Here is a 21,361-nt window from a genome sequence, read left to right on the forward strand (position 1 = left end):
AGATCGCTTCGCTTTAGACTTGTCTTGAATGCTGAATGTTAAATGTTGGATGTTGAATTGTTTAGCTTGTTTGTGGAAATGTTTCAAAATTTACACTGAGTTTTCTTTGAAACTTCTCAATACTAACATCTCAATTCTCAATACTTTTTTTTTAGATCGCTTTGCTTTTAGACTTATTTTTAAATGCTGAGTGTTGAATGCTGAATTTTAAATTGTTTAGCTTGTTTGTGGAAATGTTTTAGAGTTTATACTGAGTTTCCTTTGAAACTTCTCAATACTAAAATCTCAATTCTCAATACTTTTTTTTAGATCGCTTTGCTTTTAGACTTATTCTTGAATGCTAAATGTTAAATGTTGGATGTTGAATTGTTTTAGCTTGTTTGTGGGAAAGCTTCAAAGTTTACACCGTATTTCCTTTGAAACTTCTCAATACTAATATCTCAATCATTTGTTCCGGTAATGATTTTAGCTATTTCTAAAGCATTTTCGATATTCTTTTTCTTTAGAATTTGATATATTCTTTGTTGAAAATCAATTAATATTTTTCTTGCTTTCTGGAATTCTTCAACGATTATTTCTTGTGAAGCTTTGTATTGAATTTTTAGTTCTTCCATTTCTTTATCATCTTCGGTATATTCTGTAAATTCTATATCAGCATTTTGTTTTTTGACATATACCCAAGGATGACCAATCCACAATTGTTTCCAATTTCTGGAGTTCATTTCTCCAATAGTTTCCCATTTAGTAATATCACTAATATCACCACAACATTGCGGTTGAATAATGATTTCGGAACCTTCTTTCAGTACGATTCCTCCAAAAAAAGCATTTAAACAATCTTCGTATTCAGTTAGTTTTTTGTCTTTTAAATATGTAGCTACTATAATTTCAAGTTCTTTGTCCTCTATTGTATCAATTGCCACGAAATAAGATCCTTTTTTTATTGGTATTAAGTTTTCCTAATTACTATCAGAAATACTTTTTACCCAGAATTCGTACCATTCCAAAGGAGCTTTAGCGAAAGTCTTTAAAGGAAATTGGTATTCCTTTTTACTAAAATCATATGGTTCTATTTCTAAAACAGGGATTAATGCTATTTTTTTCATTAATAATAAATAGTTGAAAAATGATCGTTATAAACTTATCAAAGTAAATTTTGCTTGCATGACAAATCACAAAAAATTAAATTCAAGAGTATGCAGAATACTTCTTGATACTATAAATCGAAAATTTATCTTTCAAAATAGTGTTTTATGGTATTTATAGTTTAAAGGCTAAAGCATCACAATTGTTCAATCATTCAATCTTTCAATATAAAACAAAAGCACCAACTTTAATGAGTTGGCGCTTTTGTTTTATTTAGAAGCAAATAATTTCACATCTTCTTCGGTGACTTCTTTTCCTCCGAGAATTATTAATCGTTCTATTACATTTCGTAATTCTCTAATGTTTCCTGTCCAATCGTATTCTTGTAAGAGTTTGACAGCTTTGTCTGAAAATTTCTTTGCTGCTGTTCCTTGCTCTGTCGCAATTTTTCCTGCAAAATATTCTATCAATAAAGGAATATCTTCTCTACGATCGTTTAATGCAGGTACTTTGATTAAGATAACTGCCAATCTGTGATATAAATCTTCACGGAATTTTCCATCAGCAATTTCCTTTTTTAAGTCTTTATTCGTTGCCGCAATGACACGCACATTTACTTTGATGTCTTTGTCACTACCAACTCGTTGTACTCTGCTTTCTTGCAATGCACGCAATACTTTAGCTTGCGCCGAAAGACTCATATCTCCAATTTCATCTAAGAAAATTGTACCGCCATTGGCTGCTTCAAATTTTCCTGCCCTGTCTTTGTTTGCACTTGTAAATGCTCCTTTTACATGACCAAAAAGTTCACTTTCTATCAATTCACTAGGAATTGCCGCACAGTTTACTTCAATCATCGGTCCTTTGCTTCGGTCACTTTTTTGATGCAACCAATGGGAAACTAATTCTTTTCCTGTTCCGTTTGGTCCTGTAATTAGTACACGTGCATCTGTTGGTGCTACTTTTTCAATGATATCTTTGATTTGTTGAATTTCATCAGAATCCCCAATCATTTCATAGTTCTTACTGACTTTCTTTTTTAATCGTTTGTTTTCAACAACCAATTCTTTTCTGTCAAGCGCATTTCGAACTGTATTGAGTAATCTGTTTAAATCTGGCGGTTTTGATATGTAGTCAAACGCTCCAATTCGCATCGTATTTACAGCGGTATCTAAATCTCCGTGACCAGAAATCATCACAAAAGGTGTTTCAGGTTTAATTTTTTTGGCTGCTTCCAATACTTCCACACCATCCATTTTTGGCATTTTTATATCACACAGTACCAAATCATAATCTTCCTTTTTTACCATTTCAATTCCAGCCAATCCATCTTCCGCTTGCGACACTTCATACGTATCATTTTCTTCTGAAAGGATTTTCACTAATACTCTACGAATCGCCGATTCGTCTTCTATTACTAATATTTTTGGCATATTATTCTTTTTTTGCATTATAAACATGCACATCGCGCTGAGGAAATGGAATGCTTATGTTGTTTTCATTAAATGTGTTGTATACTTTATATCGCAATCTGCTTTGTACTGCTGGCAAATGAAAGCTATCTCCAATATAAAAATGTAGCTTAAATTTCAAAGCACTATCTCCAAAATCTTCAAAAAAGATCGTCGGTTTTGGCTCGTTTAAAATTGCTTGATCTTGCACTGCAATTCCCAAAAGTAACGCTTTTACCAAATCAATATCCGTACCATACGCAACTCCAACACTAATAGATTCACGCGTCATCACATCATTTTGTGTCCAGTTGTATAGTATTTCACTTAAAAACTTATGATTTGGAATGACTAAAATCTTTTCATCCTGTGTTATTGCTTTGGTGGTACGCAAACCAACTTCGGTAATTTTCCCTACTTTTTTGTCGATTTCAATAACATCATTTACTGTAACGGTTCGATCTACCAAAATAAAAATTCCAGAAATGATATCCTGAAATAGTTTTTGCATTCCGAGTCCAATACCCACAAATAATGCTGTAGAAGCTGCCAAAAGTGCTGTGATTTGCACACCAGAAGCATCTAACGACATCACAATGACTACAGAAAATATAAAGTATTTTAAAAATGTAAAGACCGTTTTGAAACGATCTTTTCCTTCGGCATCTAATCTTCTTGTAACCGCAATTCGGGTGAATTTTAAAACCACTTGTGTTACGACAAGTACTACGATTAAAACTAGAACAGCTTTTATCGTTATATGTATCGTATCGTTTGAGTAGATAGAACGGTCTAAAAATTCCTGAAGTGCGTCCATTTACATTAGTATTTCAACCATTTAAATATTTCCTTGTAACTTGGTTTTTTTCCATACATTAAAATACCTACACGGTAAATTTTTGAAGCAAACCAAACAGTTCCCGTGAAGGAAATATACAAAATTGCCACCGAAAGTAATTGTTGCCATAATGGAACTCCAAAAGGAATTCGCATCAACATTACAACTGGCGATGTAAATGGAATGAACGAAAATACCGTAGCCACCGTTCCGTGCGGATCTTCCAATACCGTAAATCCTCCAACATATACAGACAGCATGAGTGGCATAATGATAGGCATCATAAATTGTTGTGTGTCTGTTTCATTGTCTACTGCCGCACCAATAGCAGCATATAACGAACTGTATAGTAAATATCCACCAATAAAAAATATGAAGAAAGCGGCGATTAAATTTGCAAGTGGCAAACTTTGAATGATTTCTGTGATCTGCATTTGCATGTCTACATTTTCTCCTTGCGCCATTAAAGCTTGTTGTTGTTCTGCTTGCATTCCGCTAAAATCTACTCCAAAAACTAAGGAAATAATCGCAATCATAATTCCGCCTAAAACAATCCACATTAAAAACTGTGTAACTCCTGCTAATGAGGTTCCAATGATTTTTCCCATTAAGAGCTGTACAGGTTTTACCGAAGAAATGATAACTTCAATAATTCTGTTGGTTTTTTCTTCTATCACACTACGCATAATCATGTTTCCGTAGATGATGATAAACATGAAAAGTAAATATCCAGCTGCCAAACCAAAACCTAATTTGGAATAATTGATAAGTTTAGAACTGCGTTCTCCCGAAAAAGTTTCTTGCCCGATAGAAATATCCATTTGAGAACTTTCTACCAATTTGACATCTACATTATTATTTATAAGCGCTTCTTCTGTGAGTTTTTCGTTTAAAATTCGTTCTAAACGAGAAATAAAGTTAGATGAAGGAGAATCTTCTGAGTAAAATTTTATTTGTTTCGCAATTTCCTCCATGGAAGCCATTTGACGAATGTGCAACAAACCGTATTCTTCTGCTTCTTGCACCTGCTTTTTTGCTTCTTCTAAAGAAATATTTGGCAAAAAATTATATTTCGTATATACATCTTCACTCACTTTTTCGGTTTTAAAAACTTCCGAAATTGTTCCTGTTTCATCCAAAATAGAAATGGTGCGTTCTTTATTATTGTTTAATTGTGTTAAGTAGACAATTAACGTGATAAGTCCGATCATAATCAACGGACTCAAAAATGTCATAATAATAAAGGACTTGTTTTTAACTTTCGTTAAGTATTCTCTTTTGATAATTAGTGGTAAATGATTCATAGTCCTAATTATTGTTTTCTACGGTTTGAATAAAGATATCGTTGACACTTGGAATTACTTCTACAAAATGATTCACTTGTCCTTGCGAAGTGAGATACGATAATAAATCGTTGGAAGTATCGCCATTTTCTAGTTTGATGTTTACTTTTAAATCGTCATCAATAGATTTAAAATTGGCATCTGATAATTCAAACTTGTCGCTTAATACATTTCGTAATTGTTGATTGTTTCCTGCGGTAATTCCAACTTGGTACGTATTGCTTTTATATTGACGTTTTACGTCGGTGAGTTTTCCGTCCAATACTTTATTTGATTTGTGAATTAATGCAATATGATCGCACATTTCTTCTACAGATTCCATTCGGTGTGTAGAAAAGATAACTGTGGCACCTTCGTCACGAAGTTGAATGATTTCGTCTTTAATTCTGTTGGCATTTATAGGATCGAATCCGCTAAACGGTTCATCAAAAATTAGAAGTTTTGGCTGATGCAACACGGTTACGACAAACTGTATTTTTTGCGCCATTCCTTTTGATAATTCTTGAATTTTCTTGTTCCACCAATCTGAAATTTCAAATTTTTCAAACCAATATTTCAAGCGCATTTTTGCTTCCGATTTGCTCAATCCTTTCAATTGCGCCAAATACAGTGCTTGTTCGCCAACTTTCATTGATTTGTACAAACCGCGTTCTTCTGGCATGTAGCCAATATCTTGAATATGGAGTTGTTTTAATGGTTCACCATCAAGCAAAACTTTTCCTGCGTCTGGTGCTGTAATTTGATTGATGATTCGGATGAGTGATGTTTTTCCTGCTCCATTTGGACCGAGAAGTCCGAAGATACTTCCTTTAGGCACATCAATAGAAACTTTATTTAATGCAGTATAATCACCATATTTTTTAACGACGTCTTTCGCCTGGAGAATTGAACTCATTTAGATTTTTTTATATACGTAATTATATTGGGTATTTTGTTACAACTGGGTGTAAATATAAAGCAAAACCCACCCTTAAAAATAATCAAGGATGGGAAAAAATTGCTATGAAAAAGAAAAAATTACTAGCTGGTTTCAGCCAGTAACTTATCAAAGATAGTTTTTTTTTCGTAATACCAAAAGAATTACGAAAACATGTCTTTGACTTTTTCAAAAAATGACTTATCGCTTTTCTCTGGATTTGGAATGAAATTTTCTTCTTCTGCCATTTTTTCAAAGAAACTTCGTTGTTCTTTTGTCAATGTTTTTGGCGTCCAAACGTTGATGTGCACTAGCAAATCGCCTTTTCCATATCCGTTGATACTCGGAATTCCCTTTCCGCGTAAGCGCAATATTTTTCCAGATTGTACTCCTGAATCTATTTTGATTCTAACTTTTCCTGTTACGGTATCAATTTCTTTTGAACTTCCTAGCGCAGCTTCAGAAAAACTAATGTATAAGTCGTAATGAAGATTGTCGCCTTCACGCTTTAAGAAATCGTGTTCTTTTTCTTCAATGGCAACTAATAAGTCTCCTGCGATTCCGTTTCCTGGCGCTTCGTTTCCTTTTCCTGATACTTTTAATTGCATGCCTTCTACTACTCCCGCAGGAATTTTGATGGCTACTGTTTCTTCTGCAACTTTTAATCCTTGCCCGTCTGCTCCTGCTGGTCTTTTGTCAATTACTTGACCAGCACCACCACAAGTACTACAGGTTGTTGAGGTTTGCATTCTACCAAGAATTGTATTGGTAATTCGCGTCATTTGCCCAGAACCATTACAGGTTTCACAGGTTTTATAGCTTACACCAGCCGCTTGCACTTTACGACGAACTTTTACTTTTTTCTCTACTCCGTTTGCGATTTCTTCTAACGTAAGTTTTACACGAATTCTTAGGTTGCTTCCTTTTACGCGTCGTTGTCTTCCGCCGCCACCGCCGCCAAATCCACTGAATCCGCCACCGCCGCCGCCAAATGCGCCACCGAAGATATCACCAAATTGACTAAAGATGTCGTCCATGTTCATGCCGCCACCAAAACCACCGCCGCCGAAGCCGCCGCCGTTTTCAAATGCCGCATGTCCATATTGATCGTAGCGTGCTTTTTTGTTGTCGTCGCTTAATACTTCATACGCTTCTGCTGCTTTTTTAAACATTTCTTCCGCTTCTTTATCATCTGGATTTTTGTCAGGATGATATTGAATTGCTTTTTTTCGGTATGCTTTTTTTATTTCAGCTGCCGAAGCTCCTTTGCTAATGCCTAATATTTCGTAATAATCTTGTTTCATTTTCCTTTAAAACTTGTTTCAAAAAGATCGTTTTGTTGTTGCAAACAACTTTAAAATGCTTTTTTATTATTGTCCTACAACTACTTTAGGGTAACGAATTACCTTGTCTCCTAGCGTATATCCTTTTTCAAGTACATCGATGATTTTTCCTTTCATATCATCAGATGGCGCAGGAATTTGTGTTACCGCTTCATGATCTTCTGCATCAAACGTGTCTCCAGCTTTTACTTCAACTTCGCCCAAACCTTTTGCTTTTAGTGTTTCTCGTAGCTTGTTGCTAATGAGTTCGACACCTTTTTTTAGGTCTTCTGCATCAGTTTTGGCAATTTCTGTCAAGGCTCTGTCAAAATCATCTAAAACTGGCAACATGGCAACGACCACATCTTTGCTTGCCGTTTTGAATAACTCTACACGTTCTTTGCTTGTTCTCTTTTTATAATTTTCAAATTCAGCAAATAGACGTAAAAACTTGTCTTTTTCTTTTGCTAATTCTTCTTGTAGTTTTGCTTCCGCAGAAACTTCTTCTACTGTATTTTCAGTTGTTTCAGCCGTTTTTGTTTCTTCTTGTGTCGCTTCAGTTTGCGCCTTTGGCTGTTCCTTTTCTGTTGTATGATCGTTTTTTTTGCTCATGGTATATGTCCAAAAAATTTTATTATTTGTCAATTAGTTTGCAAAAGTACTGCCATTTATGGAAAAATGTCAAAATGTCATCAAAATATTTTTGTTTGATTTTTTAAAAAGAAAGCTAAACATTTAGTAATTTTACAACTTAACTTTTAATAATTAATAAAACCTCGTTCTATGAAAAGAAAATTTTTAAGTATTGTTGCATTCACAGTAGTTGCTTTGTTGACTGTTTCTTGTGGAGATAAAAAAAATGAAACAAAAGCTGATGATGCAAAGGCTGAAAAAGAAGTTACTGCCGAAGCTGTAAAGTATAAAGTTGATTCTGCAAATACTACTGTAACTTGGAAAGGTTCGAAAGTTATTGGCGGAAGTCACAATGGAACTATGGATGTTTCTTCAGGAACTTTTGCAGTAAAAGACGGAAAGTTAGAGAGTGGAAACTTCATTATTGATATTAAATCACTGAAAGTTTTAGATATTCCTGCTGATGATGAAGGTAATGGAAAGTTGAAAGGACATTTGTTATCTAAAGACTTTTTTGATGCTGAGAATCATGGAAGCGCTGCGTTTTCTGTAACTGGCGTGAAAGAGCAAGATGGAAAAACAATGGTGGAAGGAAATTTAACGTTGAAAGGTGTAAAGAAAAATATTTCTTTCCCAGCTAAAGTAAGTGTTGAAGGTGATAAAGCGATGATTGTAAGCGAAGTGTTTACGATAAATAGAGCTGATTTTGGAATGACGTATGGTTCTTCTTCTTTAGCAGATACTGTAAAAGATAGAGCCATTAGTGATGACGTAGAGTTGTCTGTAAACCTTACAGGAACAAAATAATTGTTACTTACATATTAAGATTTTAAATAAACCGACTTCGCGTCGGTTTATTTTTTGAGTATATTTTCTAACGCAGGAGTCAACATTGGATAGTTGAATTTGAATCCTGTGTTTTCTATTTTTTCTGAGTCTACTTTTTGACTTGATAGTAGTAATGTGCTCATTTCGCCCAAAATCAATTTCATCATAAATTTTGGAATATTTGGCATAAAGAAAGGCTTGTTGAGTACCGCCGCAATTTCTTTGGTAAGCAGTTTATTTGTTGTAGGATTTGGTGCGACAGCATTGTAAACGCCAATAATGTTATTGGTAAGCACATGATAGTAAATACCTGCAATATCTTTGATATGAATCCACGATTGCCATTGTTTTCCTGAACCTATTGCAGCGCCAACTCCGTATTTTACAGGTTTTACCATTTCAACTAATGCGCCACCATTTGCAGCAAAGACCAATCCTGTACGCAAAATGGTTACAGGAATTTCTAATGATTTGAATTGATTGGCATGCAATTCCCACTGTTTTACGACACTTCCTAGAAAGTCATCTGCTAGATTTTGAATGTCTTCAGAATAGTTTTCTGTAAGCGAACTTGGATAGATTGCTGTTCCGGACGCTGAAACGTAGTGTTTGACAGTGTGATCTTTTCTATTTTGAAGTGCTTTGAATAGTACGTTGGCAGTATCTACACGACTCGCTAAGATTTCCTGTTTGTAGGATTCTGTCCAGCGTTTGGCAATATTTGCACCTGAAAGATTTACAATGGCATCTACGCCTTCGAAACAAGCTTCATCAATTTCGCCTTTGGCAGGATTCCAAAGAAAACCTTTTCTGTTTTCAGATGCTTCTATTTTACTTTTTCGTGTTGTTAGATAATGGATTTGATGATTTTCCTTTAGACATCGTTCGCTTAATGCTGAACCGATTAATCCTGTTTCGCCACAAATAAGTATTTTCATCTGATTTTTTTTAGTTAATCTCGCTAAGAGAACAGTTTTTCTTTTTCATTGTAAAAATACGCCAAAAAGAACAGACTAAATGAATTTCGCTTGTTTTAGAATCCTAAATATTAGTTAATTTTTGTAGCTCGAAGCATTTCGCGTTTTCCTGGCGGACCAGGCAATCGTTCTACTGTAAAACCAACTTCTTGCATGGCACGACGTACACTTCCTTTTGCGGCATACGTGACTAAAACTCCATTTTTTTTCAATGCCTCGTACATTTTTTGAAAGATTTCAACTGTCCACAATTCTGGTTGTACACGTGCGCCAAAAGCATCAAAGTAGATGAGATTGAATTTTGCTTGATCGTTTATTTCGTCAAAGAATTGTTGCCGTTTGGTAAGTTTGAAGTTTTCTGAAAGTGCTGTTTCTGTTTCCCAATCGCAGGCATGCATTTTTGTAAATGTAGCACGATCATTTTCAGCTTTTAACTGATGGATGTAGTTTAACTGAGTGATTTCTGCGGAAGCGACAGGATACGCCTCTACACCATGATAGTTGATATCAACTTGATGTTTTTGCGCTTCCAGAAAGGTTATAAAAGCATTCAATCCTGTACCAAATCCAATTTCTAGAATGTGAATTTGTACAGGATTGAACATTTTTTGTAAGTGATGCAAACCCGTTTTTATAAAAACGTGTTGTGCTTCTTGAATGGCACCATGTGTAGAATGATATTGTTCATTCCAATCTTCTAGATGAATCGTTGTTGATCCGTCTTTGGTGGTGATTATTTTTCGTTTCAAGTTTATTTTTTCAATAAAACACCGTCTGCCACAAATGAAAGTGTTTTAGATGGTTCTGTAATTTTAGCAATTTCTTCTTCCGATTTTCCTGCGTCTTCTGCATAGTGCTTGAGTTCATCAACAGAAGTTTCTTGAACAAATGCTTTTCCATTTACAATTACTTCTCCTTCTGCATCAAGTGGCATAAAAAATCCGTAGTCTTTAAATTTTACCATGACTTCTTTTTCTTCGCCTAAATCCAAACGCATCCAGCATCCTTTTTTGGAACATACTGAGTTGATTTTTGAGGTAAATTTTACATCTAGCGTATCTCCTACTTTTAGATTGTTATATTTTTCATTGATTTGCGCCGTAGTCAACACATTTTCTGCGTCAATTTTTTCTCCAAAAGAAGCATATGCCATTTCTTTTGTGCTTTCTTGTGCAGGTTTTTCATTATTTTTCGAGTCTTTACAAGCTACAAATGCTACTAAGAGTAGTCCTAAAAATACAATTTTCTTCATTTTTATTAAATATTTCTTAAAATTATTGCGGTTTTTTTACGAATCTTTAATTTTATCAACGAATTTTTGTTTAAAACTAAGATTCTTTTAAAGGTAAATTATTTGTACCTTTGCACAAAATTAAGAATTATTTACGATGAGTGACCTGTCTATTGATATAAAAATTACAAAAATTTCTGAAAGCAAGATTTCAACAGTTGATTTTGATAATTTAACTTTTGGAAAAATTTTCACCGATCATATGTTTGTGTGTGATTATATTGATGGAACTTGGCAGACACCTGAGATTATGCCATATCAGCCACTTACGATTGATCCTTCTGCACGTGTTTTTCATTACGGACAGGCGGTTTTTGAAGGTATGAAAGCTTTTAAAGACGAGAACGATCAGATTTGGATGTTTCGTCCAGAGGATAATTTTAATCGTATTAATAAGTCTTCTCACCGTATGGCGATTCCAGAGTTTCCTAAAGAGTTTTTCTTTGAAGGATTGACCAAGTTGTTGCATATGGAGAAAGATTGGATTCAGAAAGGAAAAGGAAATTCATTATATATTCGTCCGTTTGTGATTGCTACGGAAGCTGCGATTTCTGCTTCACCTTCTAATAGTTATAAGTTTATGATTATTTGTTCGCCAGCGCAATCGTATTATGCAGGAGAAGTGAAAGTACTGTTTGCGGAGGAGTTTAGTCGTGCTGCCGATGGTGGCGTTGGTTATGCGAAAGCCGCAGGAAATTATGGTGCGCAGTTTTACCCAACGAGTTTGGCACATGCTAAAGGGTATCAGCAAATTATTTGGACAGATGCCAATACACATGAGTATTTGGAAGAAGCTGGAACGATGAATATTTTCTTTAGAGTTGGTGACACGTTGTTGACAGCTCCGAATAATGACCGAATTTTGGATGGAATTACGCGTAAGAGTGTGATTCAGTTGGCAAAAGATAACGGAATTGAGGTAGAAGTACGTCGTGTGCGTGTGGACGAGATTAAGGAAGCTGCTAAAAACGGAACGTTGAAAGAGATTTTTGGTGCAGGAACTGCCGCAGTAATCAATCCGATTGCAGGTTTTGAACATGCAGGAGACGAGTTTGATTTACCAAAAATGGAAGATTCGTATGCTTCGTTTTTTAAGCAAAAGTTGATGGATATTCAGTACAATGTTTCAGAAGATCCACATGGTTGGAGATTTAAGGTATAGTTTTTTTTTGTTGTTTGTTGTTCGTGGATTTGTTAATTTGTTTTTAGCTTGTTTGCGGGAATAATATTAGAGAACACTTTTCTTTGAAAACTCTCACAACTCACAAACTTATCAACTCATAAGCTCATAATTCACAACTCACAAACTCACAAACTCACAAACTCATAACTTTTTTCAACGAATTCTCCGTTTTCTATTTTTTTCGTAGTCTTCAAAAATCATTTGTCCCAAGCCAGATAGTCCTGTGAGAAAGGCTTTTCCTCTGTTTTGTTCGGTAAATATTTCTACAAATCTTCGCAGATGTGGATCTTGTGCAATCATAAAGGTTGTGATTGGAATTTTGAGTTTACGTGCTTGTGCCGCTTTGGTTAGACATTTGGCAACAATACGTTCGTCGAGTCCGAAACTATTTTTGTAGAATTCGCCATTGGGTAATGTTAAGCAACTTGGCTTTCCATCTGTAATCATAAAGATTTGTTTGTTGGTGTTTCGCTTTCTGCGGAGAATATCCATTGCTAATTCCAATCCTGCCACTGTATTTGTATGATACGGACCTACTTTTAGGTATGGCAAGTCTTTGATTTTTATAGGCCAAGCTTCATTTCCAAACACAATGATGTCAATAGAGTCTTTTGGATATTTGCGATGAATTAATTCCACCAACGCCATAGCTACTTTTTTGGCTGGTGTAATACGATCTTCGCCGTAAAGAATCATGGAGTGACTGATATCAATCATTAATACCGTACTCATTTGTGCTTTGTGTTTGGTTTCTTCTACGATGAGATCATTTTCTGTAATTTTTAAATCACCAATTCCATGATTGACTTGTGCATTTTTGATGCTTTCTGTCATGTTTATCATTGCGAGATCGTCTCCGAATTGATACGCACGATGTTCACCATTTCGATCGTCTCCTTTTCCTAGTTTTGATGTATTGTGATTTCCTAGTCCGCTTTTTTTGAGTTTTCCGAATATTTGATCGAGTGCATACGAACGCAAGGCAGCTTCGAGTTTTGCTGTGAGTACATTTTTACCTTTTCCGCTTCCGTTGCCTGTGTTTCCTTTTTCAGGATCAATTTCTTCTTTGATGTAGCCTCGCTTTTTTAGATCGTTTTCAAAGTCTTCTAGCGTGTAATCTTCTGTGAAAATGTTATATTCTTTATCGAGTGTATCAAGCCAATCGAATGCTTCTTCAATGTCGCCCGATGTATGTGTGAGAATGTCCTTGAAGATGTCAAACACACGTTCAAAATGTGAGACTTCTTCTGGAATGTGCTTACTAAAGGTAAAACCTTTTCCGTAATTAAAGTTCATGCTTGCCATTAATCGTTTCTTTCTTTTTCAGGTTTTCTAGGAGAAACAGCAGTGTTTCTTTAGATTTTTCTTTTTTATAAAAATACGGAAAAGATTTAGGAATTGTTTATTGAACTCGTCGCGATTTTTTATCGTGTATTTTATTTTATAGAAATTGATACTAAAATTCAGTTTGTGCTTAGTATTGACGTATGATTCGTGATTTTCGCTTATTTTAATAACAGTCCATGAGAATTTGTTCATTGTTTTCAAAATCACTTAGTGACATGCATAATTTTGATTTTATAATGGTTTCCAAAATATGCAATACCTGATTTTGCATGGCAACAGAACCACATATTAAAATTACACCATCATTTTGTAATACTTGTGCTATAAAATTTTGTTGTGTCGCAATCGCATCTTGTACATATTCTTTCTGAGTAGTTTCTTGCGAATATGAAATGTGCAGATTGGTAAGTCGATCAGAAGCAATACTTTCATCAAGAATTTCTTTGTAAATAGCTGTTGAAGCTTTGGTACGCGTTCCCCAAAAAAGATATAAATTTCTAGCATCGGTATTTTCATTTATCATTCCCAAAAATGGCGCAATCCCAGTACCATTAGCAATCATAATTATATCATTGGCGTATTTTGGAAAATGAAATTCAGGATTGCGCTTTATCTTGGCTTTTACAATGTCGTTTTCTGAAAGTTGACTAAGGTATGATGAGCATATGCCAAATTCATGTTTTTTGACACTTAGTATGATTTCATTCCCAATTTTTCCAATTGAATATTGTCGCTCAATTAAATCTTTTTCAGGATAAATAGACAGTAAATCGCCCGATTGAAATTTTTGTTTTTTTACAGGTTGAAGATGAATTGTAAAAGTATCATCAATATTAAGGCGTGAACGTTTGATAACTTTGAATTCGCGTAATTTTTTAAGGTTGATGTTTGCTGTTGGTTTTTTTATTGAGATTGGAATTTTGGTATAATCTGCCCAAGCGTTTGCCCAATTTTCAAAAGCTGTAAACGATTGATTGTTTATTTTATAGATTGGTATTGTAGCTTCAAAATTTTTATGACCTTGTAAAGATTGATCTATGTCTATTGCATATTTACAGTAGTCAGGATACATTAATGAACCGAAACCTACTACAGAGTATTTTATTTTTTGATCAAATGATGTTTTTTTTAGTAGAGATAGAAAGTTTTTTGCATTGCTTGGTGCTTCTCCTTCGCCATACGTAGCTGTCATAATGATAAGATGTTCAGCATTTTCGTAGGTTTCAAACGTATTTAATTGTGTTATGAATGCCTTTTGTCCATTCGCGATAAGCGCATCAAAGAACATACTGGCAAAACGATATGTATTTCCTGTTTCAGAGCCTACTAAGATGATAAATTTGGCTGTGCTTTTTTTATAGATATTTTTAGGAATGTGTTGCTTTTTGGTACGTTTGAGCGTCATGGCAAAACCTGAATACATAAAGTAAAGAATGGAAAAACTTGTCAGTAATAATACTATTGCCCATATGATACTTCCTTGTCCTGTATGCAATAGTAAACTCCAATAGGAAGCAAGCGCCACGATTGGATATTCGTACACACTTAAAATTTCGCCTGTATATTGATGTATTACTAATTCTTTATTTTTTAATTCCAACAAAAAGTAATCTTCAGGTGCCTCCGAGAAAGGAAATTCAATGGTTTTAATTTCTGCCAACATCGTATTTTGAAAGATTGAAAAATTGGCTGTTTCAATATGTTTTTTTGCTGTTTCTGATGCTTCAACAGCTTGGTGTGTCACTTTATAATTCGGTAGTAATGAAAATTTTTCTAGTGATAAATACACACCTGTTAGGGTAATGATGACAAGCGGAATCCAACATAATTTCCCTAATTGTATATGATAATATTGTTTTGCATCTTCTTTGACCACTTTTGAGAAGAAACGTTTGAAGCCACCTTGTCGTTTTGCAATTAGAATTGTGCCTGTGATGATAATAAGTAATAGTAGAAAAGAGACAAAACCGACTATGAATCTTCCTGTACTTTTTAGAAATAAAGAACGATGTAGATTGGTGGCAAATTTGTAAATCCCTTCTTTTTCAATAAGATTCCCTACTTTTTTACCCGAACTTGGATGGATGTAAAATGTTTCACTGTTCCCTTCTTGGGTAATGACAGAAGCAATTACAAAATCGTCGTTGGTTACGCTTACATCAATGATTTCCTCATATTCCGATTGTAAAGCTGTCACCATTTCTGTAATTGAAATTTCGTCTAAATTGTGAATGGCAAATGGTTGTAGCTGATTTGAGATTGGTTCAAAAGCTAAAATACTTCCTGTAATAGAAGCAATCACTATAAAAAGGGAAGAAGATATAGCCAACAGCAAATGGCTATATCTCCAAATTGAAATTATCATTGAAATGTTGTCTTATTTTTGCGGAATCATTCTTATGTATCGTATAAAGCCTTTACCTTCTACTTTACTTTTTACACTTTGAGAAGTTAGTTCAAATTCTACATCATCTGTGTAATATTCCTGATCTTCAACGGCAGTTTCGAAACGAATTTTGTAGCCTGCGTCAATTTTATCATTTGGAATTTCGATAATGCTTATTTTACGCTCGCCTCCACTGATAGTTTCTCCAGTAATGGCATCAATATCTGGTCGTCTTTTTCCGTGAAATTTCCACCATTCGGTGATATCAGAATACCATTCATCATCATTTCCTTGTACGTACAATGTTTGTTGATATTCTCCTTGATTGTTTATTAATGAAATAACTACGTATGCACCTTCACCTGTGTAGTTTTTCATCTGAATCATGCATTTATATTTAGAATTTTCAACTGCTGTAAAGCTTGTCAACATTCCAATAAAAAGAATACTAAAAATACTTGCGAGTATAAATTTTGTGTTTTTCATTTTAAGATTTTAAAAAGTTGATGTCTATGTTTTCCTTTTGCAATATTTCATTTTCTTTAGCCAAATCGTATGCGGTTTCTTCAAAATCTGTTTTTTGAGATTTGTCTGCACCAATAGAAAGCAAATACTTGATAATTTTGGTGTTTTTTGCTTTCATAACAGCTAAATGTAATGGCGTGATTCCTTCCTTATTTTTTTGATTTACATTGACATTTAATGATTTGATATACTTTATAAGATCAAGATTTTCATTGTCTATTGCTAAGTGATATAGCGTATTTCCGTTAGCTTGAGGTTTTGTGAGATTAAAACCTTTTGCTTGAAGCATTGCGAGCTTTTTATCAAAATTGTCTTGTTTTTGACTCTCGAAATTTTTCAATAGGTAATATCCAAGATTATGTCCTTCTTTATCAACTACAGTGACATCCGCATTATTTTTTAATAGCAAAGCAACAATTTCAGGGGAGTTTCTGTATACAGCATTTGCCAATGCACTTCGTCCTTCCTTGTTTTGATGATTGCTATTTTTTGTGTTTGATATTAAATATTGAACTATTGTTTCTTCGTTTCTATAAGCCGCAATAAGTAAAGCCGTGTTGCCATCTTTATTTACTTGGTTTGCATCAACACCTTCACCAATAAAAAATTTAAAAGTTGCAATATCTTTCGATTTTGATGCTAATGAGTGTAAAGGTGTTTCTCCTTCATTCGTTGTAATATTTGCTGAGATTCCTAGAGAAACTAAATATTTAAAGGTTGACAGAGAATTGGTTTTTCTTCGCAATCCACGACTTGCAAAAATGATCGCATTTTCATTGTTTTTGCTAATTTTACGGTAATCAATTCCCTTGTCGACTAAGCTTTTTAGGAAAGTGATATTTCCTCCTTTAGCTGCGTAATTAAAAATACCATTTCCGTGAGCATCTGTACTTTTTATTGAAAGTCCATTAGAGGTAAAGTACTCAATGATTTCGAAGTTTTTAGCAAAAGGTGCTACTAACAGCAAGGCGTTTGCTCCTTGTTTGTTTGTATCTGTAGAAAAATTTGCACCGTAAGTGAGACAAAGATTGTACAACTCAGTATTTAACTGACCTGTAACGGCTGCAAAATTAACTAAAGAATATCCATGGCTATCGATGATATCTGTTTTCGCACCTTTTTCAACTAAAAATCGCATCATTTCGAGATTGTTTCTGTAGGCTGCCCAAAATATATATGTTCGTCCATCATGTGTTAATTTGTTAACATCATTTCCTTTTTTAGAAAGAATATATTTTATGGTTTCATTATCTACTTTTTCAATCAATGCCATAGAAACTGCGTCAAACATATTGCCATCAAGCTCAGCAATATCGTTTCCTTCGGCTATCTTTTTTTCAATATCTATAATGGTTGGATTTGTTTTCCAATAAGCTCTACTCAAAAATGCATTGGATTTTTGAGCAAAACTTACGGAGCTTAGAAATAATAAAACACAACTTAAAAATAGGCTACTATACTTCATAGGTTACTTTTTTACAAACGATTCAATCACTTGGTCAATGTCTTCTTTTTTAGTGATCTCATCATTAAATAAATGCTTGTACAATACTTTATTATCTACTTTAGTTTCTAGAGATAAGTCAGAGTTTCTATTGTATACTTCAGTCCATTTGTCACGCACTGTAGCCCATTTTTTTTGATGTTCTTTCCACCAATCTGCGGCAGCTTTACAACGACTGTCTGCTACTTTTTTGTAGACATTATATCCTTTTTCACTTGCTAGAATGATATCATCTTTTCCAGCTTCACGAATTACTTTTAGATTGTCTTGGTCGTGTATCCAACCTTCATCTGTGATTTGGTGTCGGTTTCCTCTAACGGTAACATTATAATCACTTCGTTTGGTATATTCACGTCTTGGTAATGGTGCATCGGTAGTATTTTCCCAATAACTTTTTCCATCGATATGTACCCAAGTAGCTGAACCTTCGTAGCGTGGACTGTCGTCTACTTGATATACTTTTTGTGTCCATTGCCTTTTCACATCAGATCTTGGTTTTTCTTCATACAACCAATTGTTGTCTCCGTTGTATCTATAAAAATCTGTGTTTTCATATAGCCAATCTTGTCTCCAATGTTTTACAATATGTGGCTTTGCTGGGTTTCCTACTTGTAATAGATGTTGAATAGAGATTTTATTATTTTCATCTACAACTAACTGTGCCCATTCCAACCCTTTTGCCGTTTTGTTTTCAGAAGGTTTGTATAAGGAATCTTGACTGTATTGAAAAGTTTCTGCAAAATTGAAGGTTACTTCAAAACAGCCACACATTTCTTTAATGGCATTTCTGTCCTTCTTTTTCTTACTTTGTGCGAATGTAATGCTAGTTGTGAGCAAACTCAGCATGAAAATGGTTGCGATTTTTTTCATTGTATGCGGTTTTTAATGTTTTCTAAATGTAGCTTGTGTATGCTTTTTAATTATTATGATGTAGTATTAGAAAGTAGTCACATTATCATTTGGTTGATATACATAGTTGAATGTAAAGTAGCGACTTTCATCAACGAAAGCATCAGGATTTGCGGGAGCATCTTTGTAGTAGCTTAAGATTTCTACTTTTGCATATTTTCCGTCGTGTGTTCTAATCACTATTATTTTTCCTGGAGTTGGATTGATTAAGTGAGATGGTGGTCCTGCATAGGTATACCAACCATTTCCGCTTCCTGTGGCAATTGCATAGCTTGAGCTGCTGTCTTGCACTAAATTTTCTGTAATAACTTCCGTTACTGTACTCATGCTTCCATCTGTAATATAAACTGCGCCATTTCCTGTACGATCTGGCTCATCAGTTGTTCCTAAAGAAGTTCCGCCATTAATAATGATAGTTGTTCCTCTAAAAGCGATGTCCCATTCTGTATCACTTGTAGTTTCTTGTCCTGTAGCAAAGTTGAATTTAGTAAATGTACCAGATACTGGTTGTCCTTGCCCTCCATTTTGCGGCGCGTGTAAGTTACTCACAGCTTCTGAGTTAACAGGTAAAAGTACTGGAGTTACATCGTTATCATCATTGCTACATGCAATAAATCCGATACTTAGTAAGACAAAGGTTAAAAGTTTGATAGTTTTCATTGTAATTAGTGTTTAAAAAAATATGTTAGAATTGAATTGTTAAGTTTCCGTATATAATTCGTCCAGCGATGTTGCTGATATTTTGTGGATCAGTAAAGTTGAACAGATTGTCTACTCCAAGTCCGAATGTGTACTTATCATATATAGTTTTATTGAAAGCGATGTCCCAAATAGAATAACCATTTACAAAATCATCATACTTATCCAGATAGCCATTACCGTTCGAATCTGCAATACCGTATTTACTTCGATATACAGTTCTTATGTTTGCATTGGAATTCCATTTGGGTATTTTATAGAAAAGTTTTCCGTTTGCCATGTGTCGTGAACGATTGAACAATCCGAAATAATCGGAAGATTCTAGTTGAAAAGATGGAGAACTTGGATTTTCACGCGCAAATACTTCTCCATTTTCAAAAGCTTCTTCTGCGGTTTTATCTTTTGCAAATAATAGTTGATAACCAGCAGAAAATTTGATGTTTTTTGTGATTTTCCATGTGGAAGAAAATTCCAAACCTTGTGTGTATACTTCGTTAATATTAGTATAGCTAAACACATTTTGTCCGTTGGTTTTATTGGCAATGATTCTCGTATCGATCAAATCATCAATTAAATTTTTAAATACATTTATTCCAATAGAGATTTTTTGAGTTGGTTTGTAATCAAACCCAGCATTTATCGCAAGAGAACTTTCTGGTTTTAGTTCTTCAGAAAATACACTTACAGGTACAATCTGATTGGCAATTTGTCCTTCTGCTTCTAATTGCGCAATAGCTTCTGGAACAGCGTCATATCCTAACACAGTATAGCCAACTGTAGCATTGGTAAAGTTGAAATATAGTTGTCTAAAATCTGGCGCTTTAAATCCATAGCCTGCTGAACCTTTTACAGCTAGTTTGGGAGTAATTTCATAACGAAGTGCTAGTTTTGGACTGAATTGTGATTGATATACATTGTGATTGTCAAAACGCGCACCAATGATAACATTTAGCTTTTTTAACGGATTACCATCATACTGAGCGTATACGTAAGGTGCTTTAAATTCGGGTGATTCACTAAAAAATGTACGATCTAAGGTTTCATACGTATATCCAATTCCGCCAATAAATGAAGCTTTCTCAGAAGCTTTATACACAGTTCGTAATTCTGGACGAATCATAATTTGATCGAAAAACGCATCGCTAAAACGTGTATTGTTAGAATTGTCATTCAAAAACTCTGTAGCCTTATAATTTGTTGCGTAAAATTCCATAGAACTTTCCCACTTCTCATTAAAAGTGTGATCTAATTTGGTGTGAAGATTCCATTCGTCAATTGTACTTTCTCCTTGTAAAATTTCTGAAGCAATATTGTCTTGCGACTGAGTAAAAAATCTTCCGGAAAGCACTATGTTGGTTTTCTCTGAAAAGTCATATGTAGCCTTTGCAGATAGTGTATAATTTTCAAAAGGTTCAACGGTATTGGTTATTGTATTTTCGTTTAAATCAAAACCGCCACTACTATATCGATTGATGAAACCTGAAATACTAAATTTGTCATTTTTATAACCAATATCTGCACGTGTGTCGTAGGTTTCAAAAGAAGCTGTACGCTGTTGAATGCTTCCGTTAATTCCATATTTTGGTGTGTCTGTTATAATATTAATTACGCCTCCAAGCGCTTCATTTCCGTAGAGTGAAGACGATGCTCCTTTGATGATTTCAATTTGTTTGATGTTTCCAACAGTAATTCGATCTAAGTCTAGAGTTCCTGCTGAGCGACCTATAAGTGGAACACCATCTACTAAAATTAGCGTGTATGCTGCATCCAATCCTTGCATTTGTATTCCTTCGCCACCACCAAAATCGGGAACAGTAATCAATCCACTTTGCTCATTAAGAATATCGCTCAACCTTACGGCATTGATTGTTTTTAAATCTTTTTTAGATACAATAGTTGCTGGAAGTGGTAGTGAAGAAAGTTGGCGTTTGGTACGTGTAGCAGTAATTAAAACATCTTCTAACATTTCAACTTGAACAGAATCTTGCTTCATTTCTTGCTTTTGCGCAAGGGAAATTCCTGTGACAAATAGTAATAAAAAGAAGTAGCTTTTATCTTTAATTAGACTCATTCTATATAATTTGATCGCAAATATAGAATTTATTTTAATTCATTCTAAATAA

The 21,361-nt window shown here is 34.4% G+C and carries 20 protein-coding genes; 2 read left to right on the plus strand and 18 right to left on the minus strand.

The window, feature by feature from the left end; translation table 11 throughout:
- Positions 1 to 440: 440 nt before the first annotated feature.
- The 8 genes from KAOT1_RS08110 to KAOT1_RS08140 all read right to left on the minus strand — a co-directional run bounded on the left by KAOT1_RS08110 (position 441) and on the right by KAOT1_RS08140 (position 7,568).
- Positions 441 to 923: a hypothetical protein gene (locus KAOT1_RS08110; protein WP_007094281.1), complete on the minus strand. Its 483-nt coding sequence runs from the start codon at positions 921 to 923 to the stop codon at positions 441 to 443.
- Positions 924 to 959: 36 nt separating this feature from the next.
- The gene (locus KAOT1_RS23535; protein ID WP_007094282.1) at positions 960 to 1,106 is read right to left on the minus strand and encodes a hypothetical protein; all 147 of its coding nucleotides are present in this window, start codon (positions 1,104 to 1,106) and stop codon (positions 960 to 962) included.
- Positions 1,107 to 1,355: 249 nt separating this feature from the next.
- Complete coding sequence (locus KAOT1_RS08115; RefSeq protein ID WP_007094283.1) at positions 1,356 to 2,519, minus strand: sigma-54-dependent transcriptional regulator; 1,164 nt, start codon at positions 2,517 to 2,519, stop codon at positions 1,356 to 1,358.
- A gap of 1 nt (position 2,520) precedes the next feature.
- Complete coding sequence (locus KAOT1_RS08120; protein ID WP_007094284.1) at positions 2,521 to 3,354, minus strand: mechanosensitive ion channel family protein; 834 nt, start codon at positions 3,352 to 3,354, stop codon at positions 2,521 to 2,523.
- 5 nt (positions 3,355 to 3,359) lie between these two features.
- Positions 3,360 to 4,679, minus strand: coding sequence for an ABC transporter permease (locus KAOT1_RS08125; protein WP_040559422.1), 1,320 nt, complete (start codon positions 4,677 to 4,679; stop codon positions 3,360 to 3,362).
- 4 nt (positions 4,680 to 4,683) lie between these two features.
- Positions 4,684 to 5,613 (minus strand): ABC transporter ATP-binding protein, encoded by a 930-nt coding sequence (locus tag KAOT1_RS08130; RefSeq protein ID WP_007094286.1) that lies wholly within the window; start codon positions 5,611 to 5,613, stop codon positions 4,684 to 4,686.
- Positions 5,614 to 5,798: 185 nt separating this feature from the next.
- Positions 5,799 to 6,938: a molecular chaperone DnaJ gene (gene dnaJ, locus KAOT1_RS08135; protein ID WP_007094287.1), complete on the minus strand. Its 1,140-nt coding sequence runs from the start codon at positions 6,936 to 6,938 to the stop codon at positions 5,799 to 5,801.
- 66 nt (positions 6,939 to 7,004) lie between these two features.
- On the minus strand, positions 7,005 to 7,568 hold the full coding sequence (locus tag KAOT1_RS08140; protein ID WP_007094288.1) for a nucleotide exchange factor GrpE: 564 nt from the start codon (positions 7,566 to 7,568) through the stop codon (positions 7,005 to 7,007).
- A 171-nt stretch (positions 7,569 to 7,739) separates the two neighbouring features.
- On the opposite strand from KAOT1_RS08140, the gene KAOT1_RS08145 reads away from it, so the two are divergent.
- Positions 7,740 to 8,396, plus strand: a complete 657-nt coding sequence (locus KAOT1_RS08145) for a YceI family protein (protein WP_007094289.1) — start codon at positions 7,740 to 7,742, stop codon at positions 8,394 to 8,396.
- A 47-nt stretch (positions 8,397 to 8,443) separates the two neighbouring features.
- Here the strand turns inward: KAOT1_RS08145 and KAOT1_RS08150 are convergent, their stop codons facing one another.
- From KAOT1_RS08150 to KAOT1_RS08160, 3 genes are all read right to left on the minus strand, one after another.
- Positions 8,444 to 9,355, minus strand: a complete 912-nt coding sequence (locus KAOT1_RS08150; protein ID WP_007094290.1) for a TIGR01777 family oxidoreductase — start codon at positions 9,353 to 9,355, stop codon at positions 8,444 to 8,446.
- Between the two features lie 110 nt (positions 9,356 to 9,465).
- Positions 9,466 to 10,143 carry a tRNA (5-methylaminomethyl-2-thiouridine)(34)-methyltransferase MnmD gene (gene mnmD, locus KAOT1_RS08155; RefSeq protein WP_007094291.1) on the minus strand — a complete coding sequence of 226 codons (678 nt, stop codon included), beginning with the start codon at positions 10,141 to 10,143 and terminating at the stop codon, positions 9,466 to 9,468.
- A gap of 2 nt (positions 10,144 to 10,145) precedes the next feature.
- Positions 10,146 to 10,646: a DUF4920 domain-containing protein gene (locus tag KAOT1_RS08160; RefSeq protein ID WP_007094292.1), complete on the minus strand. Its 501-nt coding sequence runs from the start codon at positions 10,644 to 10,646 to the stop codon at positions 10,146 to 10,148.
- Positions 10,647 to 10,782: 136 nt separating this feature from the next.
- Here KAOT1_RS08160 and KAOT1_RS08165 point away from each other — a divergent pair, with 136 nt between their 5' ends.
- A complete protein-coding gene (locus KAOT1_RS08165) occupies positions 10,783 to 11,847 on the plus strand; it encodes a branched-chain amino acid aminotransferase (protein ID WP_007094293.1) in 1,065 nt (354 codons plus the stop codon).
- A gap of 174 nt (positions 11,848 to 12,021) precedes the next feature.
- Here KAOT1_RS08165 and KAOT1_RS08170 read toward each other — a convergent pair whose 3' ends face one another.
- The 7 genes from KAOT1_RS08170 to KAOT1_RS08200 form a co-directional block, all read right to left on the minus strand.
- Positions 12,022 to 13,173 (minus strand): vWA domain-containing protein, encoded by a 1,152-nt coding sequence (locus tag KAOT1_RS08170; RefSeq protein ID WP_007094294.1) that lies wholly within the window; start codon positions 13,171 to 13,173, stop codon positions 12,022 to 12,024.
- Between the two features lie 205 nt (positions 13,174 to 13,378).
- Positions 13,379 to 15,580, minus strand: coding sequence for a PepSY domain-containing protein (locus KAOT1_RS08175; RefSeq protein ID WP_050765233.1), 2,202 nt, complete (start codon positions 15,578 to 15,580; stop codon positions 13,379 to 13,381).
- A gap of 12 nt (positions 15,581 to 15,592) precedes the next feature.
- A complete protein-coding gene (locus tag KAOT1_RS08180) occupies positions 15,593 to 16,087 on the minus strand; it encodes a DUF2271 domain-containing protein (RefSeq protein WP_007094296.1) in 495 nt (164 codons plus the stop codon).
- Between the two features lies 1 nt (position 16,088).
- Positions 16,089 to 17,591: an ankyrin repeat domain-containing protein gene (locus KAOT1_RS08185; RefSeq protein WP_007094297.1), complete on the minus strand. Its 1,503-nt coding sequence runs from the start codon at positions 17,589 to 17,591 to the stop codon at positions 16,089 to 16,091.
- Between the two features lie 3 nt (positions 17,592 to 17,594).
- The gene (locus tag KAOT1_RS08190; protein WP_007094298.1) at positions 17,595 to 18,500 is read right to left on the minus strand and encodes a DUF6607 family protein; all 906 of its coding nucleotides are present in this window, start codon (positions 18,498 to 18,500) and stop codon (positions 17,595 to 17,597) included.
- 66 nt (positions 18,501 to 18,566) lie between these two features.
- Positions 18,567 to 19,199, minus strand: coding sequence for an HmuY family protein (locus KAOT1_RS08195; protein WP_007094299.1), 633 nt, complete (start codon positions 19,197 to 19,199; stop codon positions 18,567 to 18,569).
- Positions 19,200 to 19,224: 25 nt separating this feature from the next.
- Positions 19,225 to 21,309, minus strand: coding sequence for a TonB-dependent receptor plug domain-containing protein (locus tag KAOT1_RS08200; protein WP_007094300.1), 2,085 nt, complete (start codon positions 21,307 to 21,309; stop codon positions 19,225 to 19,227).
- Positions 21,310 to 21,361: the final 52 nt, after the last annotated feature.

The organism is Kordia algicida OT-1 (assembly GCF_000154725.1).
GTDB lineage: Bacteria > Bacteroidota > Bacteroidia > Flavobacteriales > Flavobacteriaceae > Kordia > Kordia algicida.

What these genes read in the sequence shown, in the direction of transcription:
- KAOT1_RS23535 (WP_007094282.1), bottom strand. Translation starts at nt 1,106, where the DNA reads ATGAAAAAAATAGCATTAATCCCTGTTTTAGAAATAGAACCATATGAT.
- KAOT1_RS08115 (WP_007094283.1), bottom strand. Translation starts at nt 2,519, where the DNA reads ATGCCAAAAATATTAGTAATAGAAGACGAATCGGCGATTCGTAGAGTA.
- KAOT1_RS08120 (WP_007094284.1), bottom strand. Translation starts at nt 3,354, where the DNA reads ATGGACGCACTTCAGGAATTTTTAGACCGTTCTATCTACTCAAACGAT.
- KAOT1_RS08125 (WP_040559422.1), bottom strand. Translation starts at nt 4,679, where the DNA reads ATGAATCATTTACCACTAATTATCAAAAGAGAATACTTAACGAAAGTT.
- KAOT1_RS08130 (WP_007094286.1), bottom strand. Translation starts at nt 5,613, where the DNA reads ATGAGTTCAATTCTCCAGGCGAAAGACGTCGTTAAAAAATATGGTGAT.
- dnaJ (WP_007094287.1), bottom strand. Translation starts at nt 6,938, where the DNA reads ATGAAACAAGATTATTACGAAATATTAGGCATTAGCAAAGGAGCTTCG.
- KAOT1_RS08140 (WP_007094288.1), bottom strand. Translation starts at nt 7,568, where the DNA reads ATGAGCAAAAAAAACGATCATACAACAGAAAAGGAACAGCCAAAGGCG.
- KAOT1_RS08145 (WP_007094289.1), top strand. Translation starts at nt 7,740, where the DNA reads ATGAAAAGAAAATTTTTAAGTATTGTTGCATTCACAGTAGTTGCTTTG.
- KAOT1_RS08150 (WP_007094290.1), bottom strand. Translation starts at nt 9,355, where the DNA reads ATGAAAATACTTATTTGTGGCGAAACAGGATTAATCGGTTCAGCATTA.
- KAOT1_RS08160 (WP_007094292.1), bottom strand. Translation starts at nt 10,646, where the DNA reads ATGAAGAAAATTGTATTTTTAGGACTACTCTTAGTAGCATTTGTAGCT.
- KAOT1_RS08165 (WP_007094293.1), top strand. Translation starts at nt 10,783, where the DNA reads ATGAGTGACCTGTCTATTGATATAAAAATTACAAAAATTTCTGAAAGC.
- KAOT1_RS08170 (WP_007094294.1), bottom strand. Translation starts at nt 13,173, where the DNA reads ATGGCAAGCATGAACTTTAATTACGGAAAAGGTTTTACCTTTAGTAAG.
- KAOT1_RS08175 (WP_050765233.1), bottom strand. Translation starts at nt 15,580, where the DNA reads ATGATAATTTCAATTTGGAGATATAGCCATTTGCTGTTGGCTATATCT.
- KAOT1_RS08180 (WP_007094296.1), bottom strand. Translation starts at nt 16,087, where the DNA reads ATGAAAAACACAAAATTTATACTCGCAAGTATTTTTAGTATTCTTTTT.
- KAOT1_RS08185 (WP_007094297.1), bottom strand. Translation starts at nt 17,591, where the DNA reads ATGAAGTATAGTAGCCTATTTTTAAGTTGTGTTTTATTATTTCTAAGC.
- KAOT1_RS08190 (WP_007094298.1), bottom strand. Translation starts at nt 18,500, where the DNA reads ATGAAAAAAATCGCAACCATTTTCATGCTGAGTTTGCTCACAACTAGC.
- KAOT1_RS08195 (WP_007094299.1), bottom strand. Translation starts at nt 19,199, where the DNA reads ATGAAAACTATCAAACTTTTAACCTTTGTCTTACTAAGTATCGGATTT.
- KAOT1_RS08200 (WP_007094300.1), bottom strand. Translation starts at nt 21,309, where the DNA reads ATGAGTCTAATTAAAGATAAAAGCTACTTCTTTTTATTACTATTTGTC.